Source organism: Novosphingobium sp. 9 (assembly GCF_025340265.1).
In the GTDB taxonomy this organism is placed as follows: domain Bacteria; phylum Pseudomonadota; class Alphaproteobacteria; order Sphingomonadales; family Sphingomonadaceae; genus Novosphingobium.
In genome coordinates this window covers 1,245,275-1,261,105 of record NZ_CP022708.1, presented here as the reverse complement: position 1 = coordinate 1,261,105, position 15,831 = coordinate 1,245,275, and the positions used below count along the sequence as shown (strand labels likewise).

14 protein-coding genes and 1 pseudogene are annotated in these 15,831 nt (G+C 64.4%); 7 read left to right on the top strand and 8 right to left on the bottom strand.

All coding sequences use genetic code 11. From position 1 onward, the window contains the following. Positions 1–131 precede the first annotated feature (131 nt). A complete protein-coding gene (locus CI805_RS20335) occupies positions 132–3,167 on the bottom strand; it encodes a TonB-dependent receptor plug domain-containing protein (RefSeq protein WP_260928624.1) in 3,036 nt (1,011 codons plus the stop codon). Between the two features lie 423 nt (positions 3,168–3,590). Here CI805_RS20335 and CI805_RS20330 point away from each other — a divergent pair. The 5 genes and pseudogenes from CI805_RS20330 to CI805_RS20310 all read left to right on the top strand — a co-directional run bounded on the left by CI805_RS20330 (position 3,591) and on the right by CI805_RS20310 (position 7,171). Next, a pseudogene (locus tag CI805_RS20330) lies at positions 3,591–4,375 on the top strand (SDR family oxidoreductase). Positions 4,376–4,382: 7 nt separating this feature from the next. After that, complete coding sequence (locus CI805_RS20325; protein ID WP_260928622.1) at positions 4,383–5,009, top strand: TetR family transcriptional regulator; 627 nt, start codon at positions 4,383–4,385, stop codon at positions 5,007–5,009. A gap of 25 nt (positions 5,010–5,034) precedes the next feature. After that, complete coding sequence (locus CI805_RS20320) at positions 5,035–5,889, top strand: S-methyl-5'-thioadenosine phosphorylase (RefSeq protein ID WP_260928621.1); 855 nt, start codon at positions 5,035–5,037, stop codon at positions 5,887–5,889. A 27-nt stretch (positions 5,890–5,916) separates the two neighbouring features. Beyond that, positions 5,917–6,186, top strand: coding sequence for a hypothetical protein (locus CI805_RS20315; protein WP_260928620.1), 270 nt, complete (start codon positions 5,917–5,919; stop codon positions 6,184–6,186). Between the two features lie 31 nt (positions 6,187–6,217). Beyond that, entirely contained in the window at positions 6,218–7,171 is a 954-nt protein-coding gene (locus CI805_RS20310) for an AraC family transcriptional regulator (protein ID WP_260928619.1), read from the top strand. 11 nt (positions 7,172–7,182) lie between these two features. On the opposite strand, the gene CI805_RS20305 is transcribed toward CI805_RS20310, so the two are convergent. From CI805_RS20305 to CI805_RS20275, 7 genes are all read right to left on the bottom strand, one after another. Continuing rightward, complete coding sequence (locus CI805_RS20305) at positions 7,183–8,193, bottom strand: type II secretion system F family protein (RefSeq protein WP_260928618.1); 1,011 nt, start codon at positions 8,191–8,193, stop codon at positions 7,183–7,185. Positions 8,194–8,221: 28 nt separating this feature from the next. Next, positions 8,222–9,196: a type II secretion system F family protein gene (locus CI805_RS20300; protein ID WP_260928617.1), complete on the bottom strand. Its 975-nt coding sequence runs from the start codon at positions 9,194–9,196 to the stop codon at positions 8,222–8,224. A 94-nt stretch (positions 9,197–9,290) separates the two neighbouring features. Beyond that, positions 9,291–10,571: a CpaE family protein gene (locus tag CI805_RS20295; protein WP_260928616.1), complete on the bottom strand. Its 1,281-nt coding sequence runs from the start codon at positions 10,569–10,571 to the stop codon at positions 9,291–9,293. A 1-nt stretch (position 10,572) separates the two neighbouring features. After that, positions 10,573–11,274, bottom strand: a complete 702-nt coding sequence (locus tag CI805_RS20290) for a CpaD family pilus assembly protein (protein ID WP_260928615.1) — start codon at positions 11,272–11,274, stop codon at positions 10,573–10,575. A 14-nt stretch (positions 11,275–11,288) separates the two neighbouring features. After that, a complete protein-coding gene (locus tag CI805_RS20285) occupies positions 11,289–12,839 on the bottom strand; it encodes a type II and III secretion system protein family protein (RefSeq protein ID WP_260929751.1) in 1,551 nt (516 codons plus the stop codon). A gap of 91 nt (positions 12,840–12,930) precedes the next feature. Further along, a complete protein-coding gene (cpaB, locus tag CI805_RS20280) occupies positions 12,931–13,944 on the bottom strand; it encodes a Flp pilus assembly protein CpaB (RefSeq protein ID WP_260928613.1) in 1,014 nt (337 codons plus the stop codon). Between the two features lie 70 nt (positions 13,945–14,014). Then, positions 14,015–14,737, bottom strand: coding sequence for a prepilin peptidase (locus CI805_RS20275; protein ID WP_260928612.1), 723 nt, complete (start codon positions 14,735–14,737; stop codon positions 14,015–14,017). 38 nt (positions 14,738–14,775) lie between these two features. Here CI805_RS20275 and CI805_RS21025 point away from each other — a divergent pair, with 38 nt between their 5' ends. Further along, the gene (locus CI805_RS21025) at positions 14,776–15,144 is read left to right on the top strand and encodes a hypothetical protein (RefSeq protein ID WP_313958575.1); all 369 of its coding nucleotides are present in this window, start codon (positions 14,776–14,778) and stop codon (positions 15,142–15,144) included. Next, positions 15,078–15,827: an alpha/beta hydrolase gene (locus tag CI805_RS20270; RefSeq protein ID WP_313958574.1), complete on the top strand. Its 750-nt coding sequence runs from the start codon at positions 15,078–15,080 to the stop codon at positions 15,825–15,827. Before CI805_RS21025 ends, CI805_RS20270 begins: the two co-directional genes overlap by 67 nt. The last annotated feature ends 4 nt before the right edge of the window (positions 15,828–15,831 follow it).

Below are 15,831 nucleotides of genomic sequence, written 5' to 3'. Positions count from 1 at the left end.
TTCGTTGCCAGCGGTTTCAGAGGCGCTGATCGACAAAGCCGAGCGACGAATTGTGAGCCATCGGAAACAAGAAAAGGGCGACCTCGCGAGAGGCCGCCCCTTCTTCATTTTGCAGATGTTGCAACCGGCGATCAGATGTCGATCTTGACGCCAACGCGCATCCAGCGACCCATGAACAGCTTCTCCTGCCATGCCGGGTTGTACTGGTAGAGGCCGTAGGCCGCGTTCGGCTCGTAGTCCGGCTTGGTGTCGAGAAGGTTCTCGATGTCGGTGTAGAGCGTGAACTTGTCGGCAACCTTGACTTCGGCGTGGGCGTCGAGGTCGAAGGTGGCCTTCGCACGGCACTGGACCGGGCTGCCATCGGAGAACGACAGGACCTGGCCGTTGTCGGCGCTGGCCTGGCAATTGCCATAGACGCCGCCCGAGTCGGTCGCCACTTCCGAGTAGCCGCTGGTGTAGTAGCCGGTCAGCGAGATGCTGCCCTTGCCGTTGAAGTCCAGCGTGTTGGTCCAGTTCAGGCGCCACTTCGGTGCACCCGAGCACGAGGTCACGTTGCACGGACCCAGCGTGCCGTCATAGCGCTGCACGGTGCCGTCGGCGAGAGTCTGCTGCAGCTTCATCAGGTACGAGCCCTGGAAGTTGGTTTCCCAGGTCAGGTTCTTGGTGAGCGGTACGGTGGCTTCCGCACCTACGTCGATGCCCTCGGCGAGGTACGAGTCGGCGTTGGTGTAGCTGCCCGAAATCGTGCCCAGCAGCGGGAGTGCCGACGGGTTGTTCGGATCGGCGACGCCCGGAGTTACGGTCACGCCGGGAACGTTCACGACACCGTTGTTCTGGTAGTACTCGTTGATCATGTCGGTCGTGACGGAGACCGGAATGATCACGTTCTTGATCTTGGTGTGCCAGTAGTCGACCGTCAGCGTGACGTTGTGGATCGGCTGGATCACCGTGCCGAACGTGTACGACGTCGAGGTTTCCGGCTTCAGGTCCGGGTTGCCCTGCGAGGTCACGCCGTACGAGTAGCTGTTGCCATAGTACGAGGCGTTGTGATCGGCGCAGAACTGCGTGTAGACGGCGCTGTTGCAGTTGATCGAGGTCGACACATAGCCGGTGGTCGGCTCTGCATAGGCTTCCATGAAGCTGGGAACGCGGAAGCCCTTCGAGAAGGTGCCGCGCAGCGTCACCTGGCGGATCGGCTTGAACTTGGCTTCGAACTTCGGCGAGAAGTGCTGCATGCCCGTCGAGTAGTGGTCATAAGAACCCGACGCGGTGACCGTCAGCATATCGACGATCGGCGCCGTAACCTGATACCCGGCCGACCAGACGTGGCGGCTGGCATCCACGCCCACGGCGTTGATCGAGTAGTAACGATCGTAGGGATCGTCCTCGTTCGGGGCGTTGGCGCTGGGGTTGTTCACGCCTTCGTAGCGCCACTGGCCCGTGACCGCCACGTTCAGCATGCCGCCGGGCAGCTGGAAGAAGTCGTGGTCGAGGCTGGCCTGCAGCTGCGAGGACTTCGACACCGAGCGGGTGTAGTTGTCCGGCGCGATCAGCTGGCGCTGGGCTTCGGTGTTGGCCGAAGGGTCCGCGAAGTTGTAGGTGCCCTGCGCGACGGCATTCATCAGACCTTCGAGGTTGATGTAGTTCTTGTTGGTGATGCCCAGCGTCACCCACGAAGTCTGGCCCTGCACGTTGTAGTGCCAGTCGTTGTTCGCGCCGAAGGTGCCGTCGATGCCGCCCTGGATGCGATAGGTCTTGGCGTCCGTGAGGGTTTCACGCGGACGGTCGTAGAGCGACGAGAGCTGTGCCTGTTCGCCCTGCGCGGCGTAAGGGTTGCTGGGATTGAGTGTGCCGTTGCTGGCGTTGCAGCCGCTGGCCGTCAGGTTGCCGTTGGCATCGATCGAGCCGACGCCCTGCGAGCAGACGTAGACCGGCAAGAAGATCGAGCTTGCCGTCTCGGTGGTGCCGCCGGCAGCCGTCTGGCCGGTGAGGCTGAGCGGGCTGATCTGGTTCGCGGTCTTCACGTTGTAGTAGTTGAACAGCAGGAAGGCTTCGGCGTTCGAGCCGACCTTCGCGGTGCCCTTGACCGTGAAGCCCTTGCGCACGATCTGCGAGTCCATCATGCCGTACTGGTTGACCAGATCCTGCTGGCAGACCGTCGAAGGCGCGGTGGTGCCGGCCTGTTGGGCGCTGGTCAGCGTCGCGGCGGTCAGGCTGCCGCAGCCTGCGGACGGATTCGCCAGCGCATACGTGCCGGTGCCGGTGGGATTCAGGTCGCCATCAACCGGACGTACGAAAGGAACGCTGGTGGACTGGAAACCGTCGTAGCTTCCGTCGGCCTGGACGCCGTTGCGGATGCCGTTGGTCAGGCAGTTGCCCTGGCTGTCGCAGACGCTGCTCTGGTCGGCGGTGCCCGAAAGACCCTTGCGCGCGGAAAGCGGCAGCGCGTCGTTCTTCTGGTACATCACGTTGGCGAAGATGTTGAAGCCCTGGCGGTCGAGATCGCCATAGCCGTAGGTCGCCGAGATGCGCTTCTCGCCACCGTCACCGCGCTGCGAGATACCGGCCGATGCATCCATGTGCAGGCCCTGGATCTGGCGCTTGACGATCACGTTGACCACGCCGGCGATGGCGTCCGAACCGTAGGTTGCTGAGGCGCCGTCCTGTAGGACGTCGACGCGGTCGAGGATGTCCGAAGGCATCGAGTTGATGTCGACGAAGTTGCGCTCGCCGTCATCCGCCAGCGGGTAGTACGCACTGCGCATGCCGTTGAACAGCGTCAGCGTATAGCCATCGTTCAGGCCGCGCAGCGAGGGCGCGCTGGCGCCGGTCGCGAAGCCGTGCGACGACCAGCTCGAATTGAGCGTGCCCGCGTTGTTGGCGGCCAGGTTCTGCACCAGATCCGCAACCGTCTTCATGCCCTTCTTCTGCATGTCCTCGGACGTGATCACCGTGACCGGCGAGGCCGTCTGAGCTGCCGGGTTGCGCGAGATCGAGCCGGTGACGATGATGGTGTTCGCCGAAGTGTCGGCGGCATCGGCGGCGGGCGCTGCGGTGGTCGTCGTGGCCGCGTCCTGTGCGAAGGCGCCGGTGGCCCCCATGCTCAGCGCAAACACCGAAAGGCAGGTCGCGCCCCTCAGCGCAGCCTTGGCGGTTGATGTCTTCAAGATGGCGTTCCCTTGTGTGTTGTTCCGCTGCCTTTGAAAGATTGCTGCGCCATTGCGGCAACTTCCGAAAGCTGGGCGGGCGGCTCGATACCGCGATGGGTCAGCTTGTTGCGCCGACGTGTCTACGCTTGCAATGGCATTCAATCGCGCTGTCAAAAAACGTGCATACAGTGTGTTTTTAGCGCCACAGCGATTCCACAATGAAGAGGCATCTCAGCGAGATAGCCATATTGACGGATAATGTGTCGTCAATGTTGCAATGTGCAGATGCAAATTTCATCTTTGTAATGTCGTATGTCAGTTGTTTTGCCGTTGTTCCGCGGGGGCGTTGGGCGCCATCTCGCCATTGACCTTGCCTTGAACGCCAATTAATCGACTGGTTAAACGGCGGGCGAGGGCGCGCCGATGCGGGTGTGAGGCGCAATGAAGCTGGATTCGACGATAGCGGCAGTGGTGACAGGCGGGGCATCGGGACTCGGCGCTGCTACTGTTCGCGCGCTGCGGGCGCGTGATGTCGCTGTGACCGTGTTCGACCGCGATGTGACCTCTGGCGAGGCGTTGGCGGCGGAGACCGGCGCGTTGTTCTGTCTTGTTGACGTGACCAGTGACGAGAGTGTCGATGCCGGTTTCGCCGCTGCCCGTGCGGTGCATGGGCAAGAGCGGATTCTCGTGACTTGCGCCGGAATTGCGCCTGCTGCCCGCACCGTGCGTCGCGATCGTGAAACGGGGGGCGTTTGCCGCACGACATGGCACTGTTCGCGCAGGTCCTTGCCGTAAATCTGTCTGGCACGTTTCGCTGCATAGCGCGCGGGGCAGCAGGTATGGGGGCACTTGATCCGCTGGACAGTGAGGGCGGGCGAGGTGCCATTGTCGCGACGGCCTCGATCGCGGCACAGGACGGGCAGGTCGGGCAGGTCGCTTACGCTGCGTCCAAAGGGGGAGTTGCGGCGATGACGCTGCCGCTGGCGCGCGATCTGATGGCTGACGGTATCCGCGTGAACACGATCCTGCCGGGCATCTTCCAGACCCCGATGGTCGCCGCGATGCCGCAGGCGGTCCAGGATTCACTGGGCGCGATGGTGCCCTTTCCGGCGCGTCTCGGGCGCCCCGACGAATACGCCCGGACCGCGCTGTTCCTGCTGGAGAGCGACTATATGAATGGTGAGTGCCTGCGCCTTGATGGCGCGGTGCGCATGGCGGCGAAGTAGGCCTTTCATGACCGCCTCCAGCCTCACGCCGCCGCCGGGTGCCCGCGAGCACCTGCTTGATACTGCGCATGCGATCATGCGCGAAGGCGATGTGATCGACATTTCGCTGTCGGATCTTGCCCAGCGCTCGGGCCTGAACTCGGCGCTGGTGAAATACTACTTCGGCAACAAGGCCGGGCTGCTCGCTGCGCTGCTCGACCGCGACTGGCAGGCGATCGTCGCCAGCGTCGATGCGCTGGTCGCCAAGGATGACTGGTCGAGCGAGGCCAAGCTGCGGCGGCATCTCTCGAAGGTGGTCGATACCTTCTACGAGGTGCCCTACCTGATGCGCCTGACCATGCGTCTCATTCGGGAGAGCTCGCCCGCCGAGGCGCAACGCATCGCCGACAGCTACCTGACGCCGATATACCGTGCCTATGAGGCGCTGATCGGCGAGGGCGTACGTTCCGGCGCCTTCCGATCCGTCGATCCGCAGTTGTTCTTCTTCACCGTGACCGGGGCGGTGGACCGCTTCTTTTCCGCGCGGCTCGTGCTACGCCATTGCTTCGGCGAGGATTCCTTGACCGAGTCGCTCCGCGATCGTTATCGCGAACATAGCATCGACCTAATTATGGCAGGTATCCTTGCAGGCTGACAAAAGCACCCAATGGCATATCGGCGTGATCGGAGGTTCGGGCCTCTCCGCCGGGATCGAACTGGAAAACGCCCAGGCGATCCAGGTCAACAGTCCCTTCGGCCTGCCCTCGGGCATGGTGACGACAGGCACGCTGCACGGGGTGCGCTTCAGTTTTCTCGCAAGGCACGGGGCCGGGCACCGCATTCCGCCCTCGGACCTCAACTATCGCGCGAACATCGATGTCCTCAAACGCTGCGGCGTGACCGACGTGCTCTCGCTCTCGGCGATCGGTTCGCTGCGCGAGGAGATGGCGCCGGGGCATTTCACCATGGTCGACCAGTTCATCGATCGTACCCATGGGCGGGAAAACAGCTTCTTCGGCACGGGCCTCGTCGCGCATGTCAGCCTGGCCGATCCGGTCTGCCCGCGCCTGTCGCAACTGGCGATGGAGGCTGCGCGCGCAACCGGAGCGACCGTCCATCCGGCGGCGACCTATGTGGCTATCGAAGGCCCGCAGTTCTCGACCCGTGCCGAAAGCCGGATGTACCGGGGCTGGGGTGCGGACGTGATCGGCATGACGGCGATGCCTGAAGCGCGGCTCGCTCGTGAGGCGGAGCTGCCCTATGCCGTGCTCGGCATGGTGACGGACTACGATTCCTGGCGCGATTTCGGCGCTGCCGTGGAGGTCAGCCATGTGCTGGAAGTGATGGAGCACAATGCGCAACTGGCGCGGGCTGCCGTGGAGGAGTTCGCCCGGCGTCTGCCTGCAGAGCGCGAGGCGAGTCCGATTGACACCACGCTCGATAACGCGCTGGTGACACCCCAGAACTTGCGCGATCCTGCTCTGGTCATGAAGCTTGATGCCATCGCTCGCCGCCTGTTCGGCGAGCGGTACTGACGCGCTGACGACCAGAGGGGCAGGGATATGGCGCGCCGCCGCAAGCGCTGGCTGACGGCGACGATGCCCGATGGCTATGTGAAAACCATCGGGCCGACCGCCGACCCGTTCACCCATTACTGGCGGATCGTTGCCGAACTCGAAAATGGCAAGACGGAGGTGTTCTGGGGGCATGCGCGCTCTCTGGCCGAGGCGAAGGGCAAGCGTGCCGCCACGGCGGAAGCGGCAAAGATGCGCGGCTGGACCGATTGGCGCTTCGAGATAGCCGAACTCGTAGAAAGCGACGAGGCGCCCTGACCGCTCGGAAAAACTTGCCCGATCCTGCTTTATGGCGCAGTTTGCCGGCATGCAGGACCTGATCGCCGCCATCGAGCGCTTCGTTGACCGCCAGTCCGGTGTCAGCCCCTATGCCACGCCGGTTGAAGGCATGATCGTCATGCGCTCGGACCACCCCAAGCCACCGGGCCATCTTTTGTTCCGTCCTTCCCTTTGCGTGGTGGCCCAAGGGGCGAAGTGGGCGACGTTCGGAGGCGAGCGGCTGGAATACCGCGCCGGACAGGCGCTGGTCATCGGCGTGGAGACCCCGTCGATCGGGCGCGTGGTCGAGGCCAGTCCTGCTGAACCCTGCCTGGTTCTGGCTCTCGAACTGGACCCGGCGATCATGCGCAGTGTCGCGCAGGATCTGCCTGACCTGCCGGGATTCGCGGGAGAGCCGACGCGGGGCGTTCACGTCACCGATTTCGATGGCCCTCTCGCGGCCTGCGCGCTGCGGCTGGTCGAGCTATGCGATACGCCAGAGGCAGTGCCGGTTCTGCGACCTCTGATCCTGCGCGAGATTGCCTATCGCCTCCTGACCGGGCCTCGTGGCGGCGAAATCGCACGGCTGACTCTGGCCGGAAGTCCATCCCGACCGGTAATCGAGGCGCTGCACTGGCTACGCGAACGATTTCGCGAGACGGTTCGCGTGGAGGACATGGCGGCGGTTGCCCGCATGAGCGCATCGGCGTTCCATCGCCATTTCAAGGCGCTCACGGCGATGAGCCCGTTACAATACCAGAAGCGCCTGCGGTTGCTTGAAGCGAGGCGGTTGATGGTGGCGCGCGCCTTCAATGTCGAGACGGCCTGCTTCGAGGTCGGCTACGAAAGCCCCTCGCAGTTCAGTCGCGATTACAGCCGCTTGTTCGGCGCAGCGCCCAAGCGGGACGTCGCCGAACTTCGCGTGGCGCTGGCCGGAGCGCGAGAGAATGTCGTCGCAAGCGCCTTCTGGGACGGACCAGCCTGATTGCCGGTCTCTTAGGCGTGGCCGGGGCCCCCATTCGAGAAAGCATCGGCGATCGAGCAGGCTGCCGGGCCGAGGATGACGACGAACAGGGTGGGAAGGATGAACAGGATCAGCGGCACGGTCATGATTGCGGGCAGTCGCGCGGCCTTTTCTTCGGCCCGCATCATGCGTTCGTTGCGGAATTCGGCGGAAAGAACGCGCAGGGCCGAGGCCAGCGGGGTGCCGTAGCGTTCGGTCTGGATCATTGTGGTAACGACGCCGCGTACCGAATCGAGATTGACGCGCCAGGACAGGTTCTCGAAGGCCATACGGCGTTCGGTCAGGAACGACAGTTCGATCGAGGTGAGCGAGAATTCTTCACCCAGTTCGGGGTAGGCGCGACCGAGTTCACGCGCGACGCGCTCGAATGCGGCATCGACGGTGAGACCGGCCTCGGCACAGATCACCAGCAGATCGAGCGCGTCGGGCAGGCCCTTGCGGATCGCGGCGGTGCGCTTGGTCGCCAGATTCTGGATGAAAAGGTCCGGTCCCTTGTAGCCGGCGAGCACAAGGATCGCGAAGGCGCCGAACTTCTTCATCGGCCCCCAGGCCGGGAAATAGTCTGCCCAGTAGATTACGGCGGCTGCGAACAGGCCCAGGGCGATCGGCAGCACCAGTCGGCCGAAGATGACGGCGACCGCCCATTCCTTCTCGCGGATTCCGGCAAAGGCAAGCTTCTGCTGGATTTCCTTGATCTGGCTGTCCTGCAGGACTTTCAGCTTGGCGAGAAAGGCGCCCATGCGATCGGTCGTGTCGTTGCGACGGATGACGGACTGTCGCTTGCGCGCGCCGGTGGTGATCCCGGCCTTGAGTTCCTCGCGGCGCGCGGTCAGCGTTTTCACGCGCTTGCTCATCGGATCGCGTACGGTCACGGCGGCATAGATCGCCAGCATCACCGCGGCAGCAGCAACAGCCGCCAGAATCGAGGCGACGAAGATCACGTTGATACCGAGAAGGGTAGGGCCGGCGGGCTGGCTCAGCATGGCGTATCTCTTTCTTCCGGTCCGCGCATCAGATCTCGAAGTTGCACATCTTGGCCATTGCGAAGGCGCCGATGGACATCCAGATGAAACCGCCGATCCCGGCGACCATCAGGCGCGGATCGACGAAGAAATTGCCGATGTACTTGGGGTTCACCATGTAGATCAGCCCGAAGACGATGAACGGCAACGAGCCGACGATGTAGGCCGATGCCTTGGATTCCGAACTCATGGCGCGGATCTTGAGTTTCATCTGCGCGCGCTTGCGCAGTACATCGGCAAGGTTGGCCAGTGTCTCTGCCAGGTTGCCACCCGTTTCCCGCTGAATGGCGAGGGTGATGCAGAAGAAGTTGAACTCCGGCATCTGCAGGCGATCGGCGGTATCCTGAAGCGCATCCTCCATGGCCCGGCCGATCTTCATGCGCTCTGTCACGAGCTTGAATTCCTGCCCCACCGGTCCGGGGACTTCTGCGGATACGATGCCCAGCGTTTCGGTAACGGGAAGGCCCGAGCGAAGGCCGCGCACAAGCAATTCGATGGCATCCGGGAATTTCGAGGTGAACTGATTGCCGCGCCGCTTGATCGCCATGCCCAGCACCATGTGGGGCAGACCGGCTCCGGCGAACAGGCCCAGCATCAGCGCCAGGATCGGGGCATGGGTCTTGACCAGCATGAACAGGAAGACCAGCGCACCGACGCCGGCAGAGGCGTAGAGGTATTGCTGGATCGTCCACTTCTTGCCCGAGCGTTCCAGCCGCAGGGCCAGCGCATCGATGCGCGAGGTGGATCCGGCGGGACCGCGCCGGGCAGGGCGACGGCGGGCGGCGACAGCCTTGCGCAACTGGGCTTCGGCACGGTCCATGGCCGAGCCGGAATGCCTAAAGCGCACGGCTTTCAGGCGGCGCGTCGATTCCTTGCTTGTCGAAGGGCCGGAAAACGCCATGAAGACCAACACGATCAACGTGGTGATACCGGCGGCGACGATCAGGAGCGGAAGCGTGTTCATCGCGCTGTCCAGACGGGGAATGGCCGCCCGCATGCGTCACCGGCCCGTTCGCAAATGGGCGGACGTTTCTGGAGCATGACGGTGGCGGGGTGGATCATCGGGCCGGAACCCCGGCCTTCTTGGCGGCGGCTTTGGGCATCAGCGACTTGAGGTCGAACTTGCCCAGCAACGAGGTCTTGGGCGCCGCTTCGGTCTTCCCGGAAAGCTCTGCGCTGGTGGCCACCACGGCGCGTTCGAGATCGTGGATGACAGCGCTCGCCTTGCTTGTCTTCGCCGCATCTACCAGCGTCTGTCCAAGTTTCGCCGCAGTCGAGGTTGCCTTGAGGTCATAGGGGATCAGGTGGTCGATCCGGGTCTCGATCGAAGCCTCGAAATCGCTCTTGCTGATCTCGGCCATCGCGGGCTGGACCTTGTTCGCCACGATCAGGATCTGTGTGTGGCTGGCGTTGCTGCGCAGCCAGGAGAGGATACGGATCGTGTCGCGCGCCGATGCCAGCGTCATTTCGACCACCAGCACGATCACGTTCACTTCGGCCAGCAGTTGCGGGAAGTTGATGAGGATGTTGCGCGGCAGGTCGATTACCGACATGTCGAACGCCTGCTTGAACTCTTCGAGCAGTTGCAGGAATGCACTGCCATCCGTGAGCAACGGCGCGGTAATCGGTGCTTCTGCGGAAAGGATCGCGAGGTTGTCGTTCGCGCGGATCATCGCACGCTCGATGAACAGGCCGTCGATGCGGCTCGGCGTCTCGATTGCATCGGCAAGCCCGCGCCCCGGTTCGAGGTCGAGGCACAGTGCGCCGGTGCCGAAGTGAATGTCGAGATCGAGCAGCGCCGTCGGGAACTTGTCCTCGGTGCTCATCAGCCAGGCGAGCGAAGTGGCGATCGTCGAAGCGCCTATGCCGCCTCGGGTGCCGATGACGGCGGTCGAGAGGTGGCGGCGTGCATCGCCGTCGCCATGCCGTGGGGCCGCGAAGACCGCCTGCGCCTGACCGATGGCATCGCGCACCTGCCCCTGCGACAGCGGCTTGAGCAGATAGTCGTGGATGCCGCTGGCCAGCAGGTCACGGTATAGGCGCACGTCGTTGACCTGACCCACCGCGATCACGATGGTCCCCGGTTCGCACACTTCGGCGAGCGCATTGATGTCGCTCAGCGGATCGCCGCTTTCGGACAGATCGATCATCAGGATGTTCGGGCTTGCCGAGACGGACAGAGACTGTACGGCGCTGCGCAGGCCACCGCGATGGCACTTCTCGGGCGGCCAGCCCATCTCGATGGTGATCTGGCGAACCACGTCGAGCGAGGTTTCGTCGCACATGTAGGCGCAGAACTGGTCGCGGGCCTGCCCCGAGCCTTTCCAGGGTGCGTTCATGTCAGTTGCTCCCTCCGCTTGAACCGCTGCTGCTGCTGGTTGCCGAACTGCTGGACAGGCCCTTGGAGCCGGTCGTGTCGGCCTTGCGGTAGGCGTCGATGGCCTTGGAGGCGGTCATCGCCTGCGTGCTGCCGGTGTCGGTTTGACCCTGCACCAGATCCTGCGGATTGGCGACCATCGCGGCGAGGTTGGAATTGACCGCGCAGCCGAAGTTCGCGCTGGTGGCGTTGTTCGGGTTGAAGTCCGACTTGCCCTTCCAGTCCGGACAGCCGGGAACCGAAGCCTTGTAGCGCGTGATGATGACACGGGCGGTGCCTGCCGTGACGTAGCCGGTCGTCACTGGTGCGGCACCGTCAAGCGTAATCCCCGCGCGCTGGCCGATCGCCGCGACGGCATCGCGCACTGCCGGAATGGCTGCGGGGTCGTCGAGATAGAGATGATCGCCGTACTTGACGCCCATCGCCCCCAGCCAATCGTTGAGACGGCGGCCCTCGCCCGGCGCCAGACCGTCGGGCGTCGTGGCGATGTCGAGCGTGTAGTCGTTGCGCGAGACTTCGGGCTGGTGGATCGAATCGAGCGAGCGGTTGGTCGGAACCCCGCCGCAGGCGCCGAGCGCAAGCGCCAGCGACAGAGCGAGCGTTCCGGCTGCGATCCGCAACGACCGGCGGGAGCCGGAAGAGCGCAAAGGGGAAGCGGTTGTCATGTCCGGGGTCTTTCTCAGTTCGAGCCGAAGCCGGGGCGTGCGGCGGCGGCATCGTCTGCCGAAGTGCTGCGCTTCTTGGCGGCGGTGGCGGCAGGCATTGCAGTGTCAGCCTGACCGACGCCGGGGCTGGCAGAGGCGTTGTCCGGCGCCATCGTCGCGCCGGTGCGGGGCGCGCTGCTCTGTCCGTCATGCGCGGCATTGCCGAGGATCTGCTGGAGTTCGTTGGCGCTCTGGAAACCGTCGGTCGGAAGCGCGATCTGGGCACCGGTGACGGGATTGACCAGATAGGGCGTGACGACGATCACCAGTTCGGTTTCGCCGCGCTGGTAGCTGGTCGAACGGAACAGCGATCCCAGCACCGGAATATCGCCGGCGCCCGGCATCTTCTGGATCGAGTTCTGCTCGCTGGTGCTGAGCAGCCCGGCGATCATGAAGCTCTGGCCCGAGCCGAGTTCGACGGTGGTTTCGGTGCGTCGCACGGTAAGGGCAGGCACCGAATAGCCGTTCAGCGTCACTTCGCCGTCGCTCGACAGTTCGGAAACCTCGGGGCGCACGCGCAGTGAAATGCGACCGTTGGCCAGTACGGTAGGTGTATAAGCCAGGCTGACGCCATAATTCTTGTACTGGATGGTGACGCTGGTGCCGCCGCTGGAGCCTTGCGAAACCGGGATCGGGTATTCACCGCCGGCGAGGAAGTCCGCCGTCTCGCCTGACAGCGCTGTGAGGTTGGGCTGCGCCAGCGTATGGACGAGGCCGACCGTTTCACCGGCATCGAGTGCGGCGAGGATGTTCAGGCCCAGCAGCTTGCCTGCTCCGGCGATCGTTGTCCCGGCTGTTGTGGCTGTGACCGAGGAGCCGGAACTGGCAGTGGTGCTGCCAACAGTCAGGGTCGAGCCTGGCGTGAAGCTGGTGACACTGCCCTGACCGACCCCGAACTGAAAACCGTTGCCGCCCTTCGAGACGGTCGACAGATTGACGCCCAGCGAACGCACAAGCGAGCGCGTCACTTCGGCGATGCGGACCTGGAGGTTGACCTGCAGGGGCGTCGCCACGCGAAGACGGCTGATGACGTTGCTGTCCTTGCCCATATAGGCGGTGACGAGGCGCTCGGCTTCGGCCGCGTCCTCGGGCTGTCGCACGGTGCCGGTCAGCAGCACGGTGCTGGAACCGATGGTCGAGACCGCGATCTGCGCCTCGGGCATGGCAAGGCGCAGCATCTGGTCCACGCTGTCGATGTTGGAGCCGACACGCACGGTTGCCGACCACACCACTGCGCCTGCCGCGTTGCTGGCATAGACCGTAGTAGTGCCGCCTGCCTTGCCGAAGACGTAGAGCTGGCTCTTCGACTTGACCTGCACGTCGGCGACGGCGTCGTTGGCGACGAAGACATCGTTCATCGTGCCGGGGACGGTGATCAGTTCGCCATTGCCGATCGACAGGGCGATGTCGTGCGCGGGCTTGGTGACGGCCTGGGCATTGGCGGGGGCGGCGCTTGCCATACCCAGACCAAGCGGTGCGAGCACGCAGGCGGAGATCAGCAGGGACTTGATAAGGTGCGATTTCATGACCTTGCCCTTGGAGGAAGAGCCCTTGACGAGCGGGTTCTTCGTGGAGCGGAGCGCGTTGCGCAGGTGTGTGTGGCGCGACATGGCGATCTTACTTGCTCACCGGTTCGTCGGTCGTGGTCTTGCCGCGAGTGACGTGGACCACGGGGCCTGCGGGACGTGTCGGAGCGACCGGGCCAGCGACTGCCGGACCTGCCACCGCCATCTGTTGGCGCGGTGCCATTTGCGGCATCGACGAGCGCTGGAACCGCGAGACATCGCCGCCGGTGACGTAAGACGACTTGCTGTCCATCGGCTGGCTCATCGCGTTGCGCATCAGCGCGTCTTCCTGCTTGGGCGAGGCGCCGTCGGGCACCTTGACGTCACCGTCGGCCAGCATTTTCTCGAACTCGCCGCTGCTGTCCTGGATCGAGCGCAGCGAAAGGCTGAGCTGGCCCAGTTCCTGCGCCACGGCGACCTTTTCGGCGATGCGGGGCGTAACTTCGAGCGTGACGGTCTGGAAGGCATGGACCACGGTCTTGCCATCTTCGGTTTCGTTTTCGGTCGACTGGTCGGTGGCGAGAACGCGCACGTTGCGCAGGATCGTTTCCGCAGCGGCCAGATCCTGGCCCTGACCGTCACCCTTGACCTCCTGCGTCAGCACCAGATCGACGCGGTCGCCGGGGAACACGAAGCCGCCCACGGCGGTCTTGGCGTTGACCGGGATCGTGACCGCGCGCATGCCCGGCCCGAGTGCTGCGGCGAGGAACCCGCGGTCGCCCGGCTTCACCAGCGCGCCTTGCGTCAGCGGCTGACCAGCCGTGATCGGAAAGCGCACGACAGTGCCGATCAGCTTGTTCATGTCGGTCTGGCCGTCGAGGAAATAGGCGTCCTTCACCAGTTCCTTTGGCCAGTCCTGGAACGACAGGGCATCGGCGGTGATGATCGTGCCGACGGGCAACTGTCGCTGGGCGACCAGTACCTTGGGGCCCTTGGGCTGCATGGTCTCGACCACGGCTCCAGCGCGCGGTGCGGCACTGCCCGCAAAGAGCGAGCGTGCCGCCATCGCGGTTCCTGCCGCGACGACCAGCGCCAGCACCAGAAGCAGCAGCTTATTTCTGTCCATGGCTATGCAAGCCCCCTAGAATCCCTGTCATCGTCCGTACGAATCTGGAGTAAAATGGTTAAAATCGGGTTCACCCCAAGCTGCCCGCGTTTCCCGTGAGTTGCCCGGCGGTGCGCAACGCATGCTCGCCCAGAATCCACAGTCCGGCCGCAGAAATGGCCACGCCATAGGGGATCGGCAGGCGGGATTTCTGCCGCCGCATGATGTGCATCAGACCCACGCCGATTACGGCAAATGCCATCAGCAGCAGGGCAAGCAGTACCCAGATCGAGGGAATCGCAGTGAGAATCGCTTCGATTCGCGCAGCCGGCACCAGTGGGCGATGCATTACGAGCGCGAACACCACCGAAGCGATGGCGCCCACCCAGACCAGCGCGGCGAGCACGGCCAGCCCGTCCCGCAGAGTTTCGCCCGGAACGCGGCGCATGTTGAAAGCAGCCATCGCCACCGAGGCGCCGCCGCCAAGGATTGCCATCAGCACCACCAACTGGAGGAAGCTTTCCGGCGCGAACCACAGCGCCAGCGCGGTCAGCAGCTTGACGTCGCCGCCACCCATCTGGCGCAGCGCGAACAGCAGGCACCCCAGCGCGAACGTCACCGCCGCAAGCCCGATCTGGATCGCCACTGCGCTCCAGCCGTAGCCGCTCACCAGCCACCAGAGCGGCGCGGCGATGGCGATGGCGAGGTTCAGGCCGTTGTCGATCTCGCGACGGCGAATGTCGGTAAAGGCCGCTACGACAAGTGCGGTTGCCAGCGCTCCCGGCAATGCGTACGAAATTAGTCCGAGCGGCATGACATACATTCCCAATTCGAGACTGCCCGAATTCGAGATTGCATGTACGCGCGCACCGCTTAGCAAATAGTAACCAAACCCGAGAGGCTCCCATTCCCGACCTGTCCACCGAGCGCCTTGGCGAAACCGTCGTCACGGACCGCGCGCGTACCCGCACGATTCCGGCCCGTGCCCGCGAATGGCGCTGGGCGGTTGCTGACGGGCAGGAGTTGCGCCGGATCGAATGGGCGCCCGTGCTGGCCGAAGGCGAGGCCGCGCGCGGATCGCTGATGTTCGTGCCCGGACGTGGGGACGCTTACGAGAAGTGGCTCGAATCGCTTAACGACTGGTCGGACGCCGGGTGGCACGTTGCCTCGTTCGACTGGCGGGGCAGGCGCTCAGCGGGCGGCTCGGCAAGGATGCGCTGACCGGGCATATCTCTGACTTCGCGATCTGGATCGACGATTTCGCGGCGATCTGGGCAGACTGGGCCGCGCGCACGCCGGGCCCGCATGTCCTGATCGGGCATTCGATGGGCGGGCACCTCAGTTTGCGCGCGGTTGCCGAAAAGCGCGTGCTGCCCGATGCGCTGGTACTCTCGGCGCCGATGCTGGGCATCCATCCCGCCGCCGTGCCGAGCAGCGTGCTGCTGCCGGTCGCCAAGGTGATCGCCGCGCTGGGCGACCGTCGTCGCCCCGGCTGGAAGCACAGCGAGAAGCCGAAGTTCCCGCCCGTCAATCGCGCGAAACTGCTGACCCATGACGAAGCGCGCTATGCCGACGAGGCGTGGTGGCGCGAGCAGCGTCCTGGCCTTGCCATGGGGGCGGCAAGCTGGGGCTGGATCGAGCGCGCGCTCTCCTCGATCCACGGTCTTGAAAAGCGCGGCGTGCCCGAAAGCGTGCGCGTGCCGGTACTGCTGTTCGGCACGTCTGCCGATGGGCTGGTGTCCTGGCCTGCCATCGAACGCGCGGCGAAGCGCCTGCCCAACGCGCGGCTGTTGGCGTTCGGGGACGAGGCCCGGCACGAAATCCTGCGCGAGGTCGATCCGGTGCGCGACCGGGCGATGCAGGCGATCACCGCCTTTCTGGACGAGGTGGCTCCTGCCCGTTAGGGGC

What these genes read in the sequence shown, in the direction of transcription:
- CI805_RS20315 (WP_260928620.1), top strand. Translation starts at nt 5,917, where the DNA reads ATGGCGCGCCGCCGCAAGCGCTGGCTGACGGCGACGATGCCCGATGGC.
- CI805_RS20325 (WP_260928622.1), top strand. Translation starts at nt 4,383, where the DNA reads ATGACCGCCTCCAGCCTCACGCCGCCGCCGGGTGCCCGCGAGCACCTG.
- cpaB (WP_260928613.1), bottom strand. Translation starts at nt 13,944, where the DNA reads ATGGACAGAAATAAGCTGCTGCTTCTGGTGCTGGCGCTGGTCGTCGCG.
- CI805_RS20300 (WP_260928617.1), bottom strand. Translation starts at nt 9,196, where the DNA reads ATGAACACGCTTCCGCTCCTGATCGTCGCCGCCGGTATCACCACGTTG.
- CI805_RS20275 (WP_260928612.1), bottom strand. Translation starts at nt 14,737, where the DNA reads ATGCCGCTCGGACTAATTTCGTACGCATTGCCGGGAGCGCTGGCAACC.
- CI805_RS20310 (WP_260928619.1), top strand. Translation starts at nt 6,218, where the DNA reads ATGGCGCAGTTTGCCGGCATGCAGGACCTGATCGCCGCCATCGAGCGC.
- CI805_RS20285 (WP_260929751.1), bottom strand. Translation starts at nt 12,839, where the DNA reads ATGAAATCGCACCTTATCAAGTCCCTGCTGATCTCCGCCTGCGTGCTC.
- CI805_RS20290 (WP_260928615.1), bottom strand. Translation starts at nt 11,274, where the DNA reads ATGACAACCGCTTCCCCTTTGCGCTCTTCCGGCTCCCGCCGGTCGTTG.
- CI805_RS20305 (WP_260928618.1), bottom strand. Translation starts at nt 8,193, where the DNA reads ATGCTGAGCCAGCCCGCCGGCCCTACCCTTCTCGGTATCAACGTGATC.
- CI805_RS20295 (WP_260928616.1), bottom strand. Translation starts at nt 10,571, where the DNA reads ATGAACGCACCCTGGAAAGGCTCGGGGCAGGCCCGCGACCAGTTCTGC.